This is a genomic window from Bacillus sp. B2-WWTP-C-10-Post-4, from assembly GCF_009183805.1.
Classification (GTDB): Bacteria; Bacillota; Bacilli; order Bacillales; family Bacillaceae_G; genus Bacillus_A; species Bacillus_A cereus.
In genome coordinates this window covers 1-9,004 of sequence record NZ_WEII01000140.1, presented here as the reverse complement: position 1 = coordinate 9,004, position 9,004 = coordinate 1, and the positions used below count along the sequence as shown (strand labels likewise).

Below are 9,004 nucleotides of genomic sequence, written 5' to 3'. Positions count from 1 at the left end.
GTTACAAAAGTATGCAGAAAAGAAAATACCACTTAGTAGTTTACTTACAATTTTAAAATCATGGGCCATTCGATTTGATGAAAAGTATTTATTAAGACAAACGTATTTCGAACCATACCCTGAAGCATTAGTAGAAATTTCTGATTCGGGAAAAGGTAGAGATTATTAAACAATAAATTACATAATTCGACACAAAATCTCCTATGTTGTTGTAGAACAATGTAGGAATTTTTTTGTGCATTAGTACAGAATCTGTTTTAAAATTAAGTTATGACAGAATTATAGCAATTGTCTAACTAATATTCTTGTCTTTTAAGTTGTTATGTTTGTAGTAGAAACTCGCACGCTGTCGAAACTCAATATTCGATAAGGGGTGTGTAGCGGAATGGAATTTACTCTAACTCGCGAAAAACAAATGATTAAAGAAATGGTACGTGACTTTGCTGAAAAGGAAATCGCACCGAAAGCTGTATATTATGACAAAACTGCAGAGTTTCCATATGAAACATTTCAAAAAATGGGCGAACTAGGATTATTAGGCATCCCATTCCCAGAAGAGTATGGAGGTTCAGGTGGCGATACTGTATCGTATGCGTTAGCAGTTGAAGAAATTGGTCGCGCTTGTGGTGGCACTGGTTTAAGCTATGCTGCAACAATTTCATTAGGTGCTTCTCCAATTTATTATTTCGGTACAGAAGAACAAAAACAAAAGTATTTAGTTCCAATGGCGTCAGGTAAAACATTAGGTGCCTTCGGATTAACGGAGCCGAATGCTGGATCAGATGCAGGTGGTACTCAAACGAAAGCGGTACTAGATGGCGATGAGTATGTAATCAGTGGTGAGAAGTGTTGGATTACAAACGCAGAGTATGCAAATACCATTATTGTAACCGCTGTCAACGGTGTTGAAGAGAATGGTAGAAAACGCATTTCAGCATTTATCGTACCTACTACGAGTGAAGGATTAACGATTTCTAGTCCTTACGATAAAATGGGCGTTCGCGCTTCTAATACTTGTGAAATCGTACTTGATGGTGTTCGTGTACCGAAAGAAAATATTCTTGGTGATGTAAATAAAGGTTTTAAACAATTTTTATATACACTTGATGGAGGACGTATTTCAATCGCAGCATTGGCAGTTGGTATTGCGCAATCAGCCTTTGAACGTGCATTGCAATATGCGAAAGAACGTCAACAATTTGGAAAGTCAATCTCTAATTTCCAAGCGATTCAATTTAAATTAGCTGATATGGCGACTGAAGTAGAGCTAGCACGCAATTTAGTACATAAAGCAGCTTGGTTAAAAGATAATGATAAACCTTTCGGCAAAGAAGCGGCAATGGCAAAACTATTTGCATCGGAAGCAGCAAGCCGTATTGCGAATCAAGCAGTACAGATTCATGGTGGATATGGTTATATGCGTGAATATGAAGTTGAACGACATATTCGTGATGCGAAACTATTAGAAATTGGTGAAGGAACTTCTGAAATTCAACGTCTCGTAATTGCTAGACATTTAGGATGTAGATAAAAGGGAGGAATCACTATGTTTCAAAAAATATTAATTGCAAATCGCGGAGAAATCGCAGTTCGTATTATGAAAACTTGTCAAAAACTTGGCATTCGCACTGTTGCTATTTATTCTGAAGCAGATGAAAATGCCCTTCATGTGAAAATGGCAAATGAAGCTTACTTAGTAGGTGGACCGCGTGTCCAAGAAAGCTATTTAAACCTTGAAAAAATTATTGAAATAGCTAAGAAGACAAATACAGAAGCAATTCATCCGGGTTATGGTTTATTATCAGAGAATCCGTCTTTTCCGGTTCGCTGCAAAGAAGAAGGAATCGTATTTATCGGTCCTTCAGAAGAAATCATTACGAAGATGGGAAGTAAAATCGAATCACGTATCGCAATGCAAGCAGCAGATGTCCCAGTAGTCCCAGGTATTACTACAAATATTGAAACTGCTGAAGAAGCAATTGAAATTGCAAAACAAATTGGTTATCCATTAATGCTTAAGGCATCCGCAGGCGGTGGAGGCATTGGTATGCAGTTGATGGAAACTGAGCAAACGCTCACCAAAGCGTTTGAAAGTAATAAAACAAGAGCGCAAAACTTCTTCGGTAACGGAGAAATGTATTTAGAGCGATATATAGCAGACGCGCATCATATTGAAATTCAGCTTTTAGCAGATACACATGGTAACACAGTGTATTTATGGGAGCGTGAATGTTCGGTACAGCGCCGAAATCAAAAAGTAATCGAAGAAGCACCTTCACCATTTTTAGATGAAGGTACACGAAAGGCGATGGGGGAAGTTGCTGTACAAGCTGCCAAAGCACTTGGTTATACAAATGCAGGTACAGTTGAGTTTCTTGTAGATGATCAGAAGAACTTCTATTTCTTAGAGATGAATACGAGATTACAAGTAGAGCATCCAGTGACAGAAGAAATTACGGGATTAGACCTTGTAGAACAACAACTTCTGATTGCAAGTGGAGAGAAACTATCATTTACTCAGGATGATGTAAAACGTAGTGGTCATGCCATTGAAGCTCGTATTTATGCAGAGGATCCGAAAACATTCTTCCCGTCACCTGGGAAAATTACAGATTTAACATTACCGTCAAATGTACGGATTGATCACTTCTTAGAAAATCATGTAACGATTACACCTTTCTATGATCCAATGATTGCGAAAGTCATTGCACATGGCGAGACTCGTGAAGAAGCAATTTCAAAATTACATGATGCTCTAGAGGAATTAAAAGTAGAAGGTATTAAAACGAACACACCAATGCTACTGCAAGTTTTGGAAGACGAAGTGTTCAAAGAGGGTATTTATACAACAGGCTTTGTAACGAAACAACTCGTTAAAAAATAAGATTTAACAATATTAAGGGGGAAAAAATGATGACGAAAGTATACGCATCGATGGCAGGAAACGTTTGGAAGATTGTTGTAGGAGTAGGAGATACAGTAGAGGAAGAGCAGGATGTCGTCATTTTGGAATCTATGAAAATGGAAATTCCAATCATTTCAGAAGAAGCTGGCACAGTTATGAAAATTAATGTGCAAGAAGGCGATTTTGTAAATGAAGGAGATGTATTATTAGAAATTGAATAGGGAGATATAGGGGGAAGCGAATTGAAACTACCTAATTTTGCTGTCATTAAAGAAGTCGGGCCACGTGATGGCTTACAAAATGAAAAAAAGATTGTTGGCACAAAAGATAAAGTAAAATGGATTCAACTACTTACAGAAGCGGGATTGTCGTATGTTGAAGTTTCCTCATTCGTTCACCCAAAATGGGTCCCTGCATTAGCGGATGCAAATGATGTATTTTCTGAGCTGAAAAGGGATCCCAATGTTACATATGCTGCGCTTGTTCCGAATCAAAATGGTTTGGAACGAGCTTTTTTGCAAAATGTAGATGAGGTGAATGTTTTTTTATCAGCAAGTGAATCTCATAATAAAAGTAATATTAATAAATCGATCAAAGAAGCATTAGTCGTAATTGAAGATATAACAAAACAGGCATTATTCGAAGGGAAAAAGGTAAGAGGCTATGTTTCTACTGTATTTGGATGTCCTTATGAAGGGAATATAAGTCTCGCAGCAGTTGACGAATTATGTAATCAACTATTTTCATACGGTATTTATGAAGTTTCTCTAGGGGATACAATCGGTGTAGCGAATCCATTACAAGTAGAACAAGTATTAGAACACCTATTAAAGAAGTATGATGCTTCGCAGTTTGCAATGCATTTTCATAATACGTATGGAATGGCTCTAGCGAATGTAGTTAAATCATTAGAATACGGTATTACAACGTTTGATAGTTCTTGTGGTGGACTCGGGGGCTGCCCTTATGCACCAGGAGCATCAGGTAATGTTGCCACTGATGACCTAGTACATATGCTCCATAAATTAGGAGTCCAAACGAATATAGACGAAGAAAAGTTATTGAGAGCTAGTCAATTTATTCAAAGTAAGTTGAATATCCAATTACCGAGTCATGTGTATAGAGCGCTTCAACATAAAACGATAAGTAGGTGAGTAGATGCTACAATTACAAAACATTTCCGTTGATTATGTAACACCTCACGTAGTAAAGATTTCGTTAAATCGTGCAAGACAAGCAAACTCATTATCTTTGGCATTATTAGATGAATTACAAACGATATTAACTCAAATAAGTGAAGATTCAAACGCACGTGTAGTTATTTTGACTGGTGCTGGTGAAAAAGCATTTTGTGCTGGTGCAGATTTAAAAGAGCGTGCCGGTATGAATGAAGAACAAGTTCGCCATGCTGTTAGTATGATTCGTACTACTATGAAGATGGTTGAACAATTACCACAGCCAGTTATTGCTGCTATAAATGGAATTGCACTTGGTGGTGGTACGGAATTAAGTTTAGCTTGTGATTTTAGAATTGCTGCTGAATCTGCAAGTCTTGGTCTTACTGAAACGACACTTGCAATTATACCAGGAGCAGGTGGTACACAGCGCTTACCGAGATTAATTGGTGCTGGTAGAGCGAAAGAATTAATTTATACAGGTAGACGTATTTCAGCGCAAGAAGCAAAAGAATACGGTTTAGTAGAATTTGTTGTACCAGCTAATTTACTTGAAGAGAAAGCGATTGAAATAGCAGAGAAAATTGCTAGTAATGGACCTATTGCTGTTCGATTAGCAAAAGAGGCAATTTCAAATGGTATTCAAGTTGATTTACATACCGGATTACAAATGGAAAAACAAGCGTATGAAGGTGTAATCCATACGAAAGATCGCATAGAAGGATTACAGGCATTCAAAGAAAAACGCAAACCGATGTATAAGGGGGAGTAAATATGTTAGACCAAAAACAACAATCTAATTCATTTGAAGAACGAGTTGAAACAATTAAACAAGGCGGGGCACCGAAATATCATGAGCAAAATAAAGCAAAAGGAAAATTATTCGTTCGAGACCGTTTAGCGCTTCTATTTGATAATGGCGAATATGTAGAAGATGCATTATTTGCTAACTGTGAACAAACAGGCTTACCTGCGGATGGCGTTGTAACGGCAACGGGTAAAATACATGGTCGTACTGCGTGTGTAATGGCCAATGATTCTACTGTAAAAGCTGGATCATGGGGATCACGCACAGTTGAAAAGATTTTACGTATTCAAGAAACAGCTGAAAAACTACGTGTTCCGTTATTTTATTTAGTTGACTCTGCTGGAGCGCGTATTACAGATCAAGTAGAAATGTTCCCAGGGCGCCGCGGTGCAGGAAGAATCTTCTATAATCAAGTGAAGTTATCAGGTAAAGTTCCTCAAGTATGCTTGTTATTTGGACCTTCTGCAGCTGGTGGTGCGTATATTCCAGCCTTTTGTGACGTTGTAATGATGGTAGAAGGAAATGCATCTATGTATTTAGGATCTCCTCGTATGGCTGAGATGGTTATCGGTGAGAAGGTAACTTTAGAAGAGATGGGCGGAGCTCGTATGCATTGCTCTGTATCAGGATGCGGAGATGTTTTATGTAAGACAGAAGAAGATGCTATTACACAAGCAAGACAATACATTTCATATTTTCCAAACAACTACTTAGAAAAGACTCCATTGGTTACACCTCAAGAACCGAAGCAATTCGATAAAACGTTAGAACAAATCATTCCAGAAAATCAAAATGCTCCTTTCAATATGAAAGATCTCATTAATAGAGTTATTGATGAAGGTTCATTCTATGAAGTGAAAAAATTATTTGCTCAAGAGCTAATTACAGGCTTAGCACGTATTGATGGTAAGCCAGTTGGTATTATTGCAAATCAGCCGCGTATGAAGGGCGGCGTATTATTCCACGATTCAGCTGATAAAGCTGCTAAGTTTATTAATTTATGCGATGCATATCATATTCCATTATTATTCCTTGCGGATGTACCAGGATTTATGATTGGTACAAAAGTAGAGCGTGCCGGTATTATTCGCCACGGTGCAAAAATGATTTCTGCAATGAGTGAAGCAACTGTACCGAAGATTTCTATCGTTGTTCGTAAAGCATATGGCGCTGGTTTATATGCGATGGCAGGTCCAGCATTTGAACCAGATTGCTGTCTGGCATTACCAACAGCCTCTATTGCGGTAATGGGTCCAGAAGCTGCGGTTAATGCTGTATATGCAAATAAAATTGCAGCTTTACCAGAAGAAGAGCGTGCTAGCTTCATTGCTGAAAAACGTGAAGAGTATAAGAAAGATATTGATATTTATCATTTAGCATCAGAGATGGTGATTGATGGTATTGTTCATCCAAACAATTTACGTGAAGAGTTAAAAGGACGTTTCGAAATGTATATGAGTAAATATCAAGTATTCACAGATCGTAAACATCCTGTATATCCAGTTTAAAAGCCCTATTTAGGGCTTTCTTGCTCAAAAAGTTAAGGAGGGGAAAACATTGAAACAAGCAGTTTGGTTTCCAACAGAAGAGTACAAGGAAAAAACACGTTTATATGGTTGGATGAAATCATTGGGATATGAAGACTATGAAACTTTTTATAATAAATCTATTGAGGAAACAGCTTGGTTTTGGGGAGAGGCAGAAAAAGCAGTAGGCTATCAATGGATGAAACCTTATACAGAAGTGTTAGATTTAGAAAATGGTACACCGTTTGCACAGTGGTATAATGGCGGAACATGTAACGTTGTAGAATCAGCTTTATCCCGCTGGCTTGCGGATGAAGAGACGAGAATACAGCCAGCACTTCAGTACGAAGGAGAAAATGGAACTTCAAAATCATTTACATATGAAGAGCTTGACAACTGGGTAAGCCGTGTTGCAAATGGTTTGAAACACGCGGGTATTGAGAAAGGTGACCGTGTAACAATTTATATGCCGATGATTCCAGAAACAGTTGTTGCGATGCTAGCTGTAATGAAAATCGGAGCAATTATTTCACCAATATTCTCAGGCTTTGCGTCTGATGCAGTTATGACACGTGTGCAAGCGGCAGGTTCAAAAATGATTATTACCGCAGATGGATTTTCACGCCGCGGTAAAATTGTTTCTTTAAAAGATGAAGTAGATAAAGCTTGTGAACATTGCCCAACTGTTGAAAAAGTTGTTATCGTTCGTCATGCAGGAAATGATTTTACACCACATAACTATGACTTTTCGTGGAGTACGCTAGAAAAAGAAAAACCATTCATACATGCAGAGGAAATGCAAAGTGATGATCCATTGATGCTCATTTATACATCAGGAACGACTGGTAAGCCGAAAGGAACAGTACACACGCATGCAGGATTTCCTTTGAAAGCAGCTTTTGATGCAGGATTTGGAATGAATATTAAACAAGGTGATCGTGTATTATGGGTAACTGATATGGGCTGGATGATGGGGCCGTTTCTATTATTCGGTTCACTCATTAATGGAGCAACGATGGTTATGTACGAAGGTGTTCCAGACTTCCCAGAAGCAGACCGGTTATGGGAGACAGTTGATAAATATGAGATTACTCATTTAGGTATTTCGCCAACGTTAATCCGAGCATTAATGGCAAAAGGTGATGAGTATGTCAATAAACATTCTTTAAAGAGTTTGGAAGTATTCGCATCAACAGGAGAACCTTGGAATCCTGATCCATGGATGTGGCTGTTTGAAACAGTTGGAAAAGGAAATGTCCCAATCTGTAACTACTCAGGTGGAACTGAAATCTCTGGTGGGATTTTCGGTAATATTCTTATTAAGCCAATAGCACCGATTAGTTTTAACGCATCTTTACCAGGAATGGCAGCTGTCGTACTGGATGATCAAGGTAAACCAATTCGGGATGAGGTCGGAGAATTATGCTTAGAGAAACCTTGGGTAGGTATGACGAAAAGCTTCTGGGAAGATGATGAACGTTACATAAACACATATTGGTCGCGTTTTGAAAATAAATGGGTCCACGGTGACTGGGTCATTTACGATGGTGAACAATATATCATCACAGGGCGTTCAGACGATACGTTAAATATTGCAGGTAAACGTATTGGACCTGCTGAATATGAATCTATTCTTGTGAAACATAACGATGTAATTGAAGCTGCTGCAATTGGTGTACCTGACGAAGTAAAAGGTGAAGTTTGTCATTGTTTTGTAGTATTAAGAGACCATGTAACATTCACAGGAGAATTAAAGAAAGAATTAATGAGTTTAGTAAACTCTCATATTGGAAAAGCGTTGTGTCCTAAAGACATCCACGTTGTAGAAGATTTACCGAAAACACGTAATTCTAAAGTAATGCGCCGTGTTATTAAAGCAGCTTACTTAGGAAAAGAATTAGGTGATTTGTCTTCACTTGTAAATCCTGAAGTAGTTCCATTTATTCAGGGGTTACAGTCTAGTAAATTATAAAATTAGAAAGGAGCTCTATATAAATAGAGCTCCTTTTTTATGTTTATAAAAAAAGAAGAAGTGAATTTGATGAAGAAGAAAAATTCTACTATTAGTGTTAAGTATGTTTTATAGTTTTAATCAAAATACGATATTATAGAATGTCTATTCAATGGGGGAATACTAATTTACAACAACAAGGTGATGACAAAGCGTGACTGCTTATATGTCTGTTTAAACCTTTATATATTACATTCTAGTATTTATCTCGCTATTTGTCAGGCAGTAATGCCCCCCACCTAAAAATTTAGCGAAAGCAAGGAAGTAGGTGAGGGATCAACTTTTCGGAAAAGTCCGATTGGTTCCAAAAGACATATTCTTTCCTTTAAGTTGAGATTGAAAATATTACCAATTTTTTCTTTTACAATGGCAACAAATAAAGAAACATTTACAACGACACTTATTTCGTTTAGAACTCCAATCATCATTACAATGTTTTTCCTGAGAACTCCAATCGTCATCACAATGACACTTTTCTTTAGATTTCCACCAATCATCATTACAATGCTTTTTCTGAGAACTCCAGCAATCATTTTTCCATGACATTTATTTCTACCTCCTTTCAATAGTGTTCATATT

At 37.5% G+C, this 9,004-nt stretch carries 9 protein-coding genes; 8 read left to right on the top strand and 1 reads right to left on the bottom strand.

The features are described from left to right. The 8 genes from GBN78_RS26860 to GBN78_RS26825 all read left to right on the top strand — a co-directional run. A partial coding sequence (locus GBN78_RS26860; protein WP_152127894.1) for a DUF1722 domain-containing protein occupies positions 1–169 on the top strand: 169 nt, incomplete at its 5' end. Between the two features lie 216 nt (positions 170–385). After that, positions 386–1,531 carry an acyl-CoA dehydrogenase gene (locus GBN78_RS26855; protein ID WP_000397282.1) on the top strand — a complete coding sequence of 382 codons (1,146 nt, stop codon included), beginning with the start codon at positions 386–388 and terminating at the stop codon, positions 1,529–1,531. A gap of 15 nt (positions 1,532–1,546) precedes the next feature. Beyond that, the gene (locus GBN78_RS26850; RefSeq protein ID WP_000486756.1) at positions 1,547–2,884 is read left to right on the top strand and encodes an acetyl-CoA carboxylase biotin carboxylase subunit; all 1,338 of its coding nucleotides are present in this window, start codon (positions 1,547–1,549) and stop codon (positions 2,882–2,884) included. A 26-nt stretch (positions 2,885–2,910) separates the two neighbouring features. Continuing rightward, complete coding sequence (locus GBN78_RS26845) at positions 2,911–3,126, top strand: acetyl-CoA carboxylase biotin carboxyl carrier protein subunit (RefSeq protein WP_001987345.1); 216 nt, start codon at positions 2,911–2,913, stop codon at positions 3,124–3,126. Positions 3,127–3,147: 21 nt separating this feature from the next. Beyond that, a complete protein-coding gene (mvaB, locus tag GBN78_RS26840; protein ID WP_000775437.1) occupies positions 3,148–4,059 on the top strand; it encodes a hydroxymethylglutaryl-CoA lyase in 912 nt (303 codons plus the stop codon). A 4-nt stretch (positions 4,060–4,063) separates the two neighbouring features. After that, positions 4,064–4,852, top strand: coding sequence for an enoyl-CoA hydratase (locus GBN78_RS26835; protein WP_000939795.1), 789 nt, complete (start codon positions 4,064–4,066; stop codon positions 4,850–4,852). Positions 4,853–4,854: 2 nt separating this feature from the next. Next, a complete protein-coding gene (locus GBN78_RS26830) occupies positions 4,855–6,396 on the top strand; it encodes an acyl-CoA carboxylase subunit beta (protein ID WP_000886744.1) in 1,542 nt (513 codons plus the stop codon). A gap of 49 nt (positions 6,397–6,445) precedes the next feature. Continuing rightward, entirely contained in the window at positions 6,446–8,386 is a 1,941-nt protein-coding gene (locus tag GBN78_RS26825; protein WP_152127893.1) for an AMP-binding protein, read from the top strand. A 278-nt stretch (positions 8,387–8,664) separates the two neighbouring features. Here GBN78_RS26825 and GBN78_RS30455 read toward each other — a convergent pair whose 3' ends face one another. After that, positions 8,665–8,958, bottom strand: a complete 294-nt coding sequence (locus tag GBN78_RS30455; protein WP_097918673.1) for a hypothetical protein — start codon at positions 8,956–8,958, stop codon at positions 8,665–8,667. Positions 8,959–9,004: the final 46 nt, after the last annotated feature.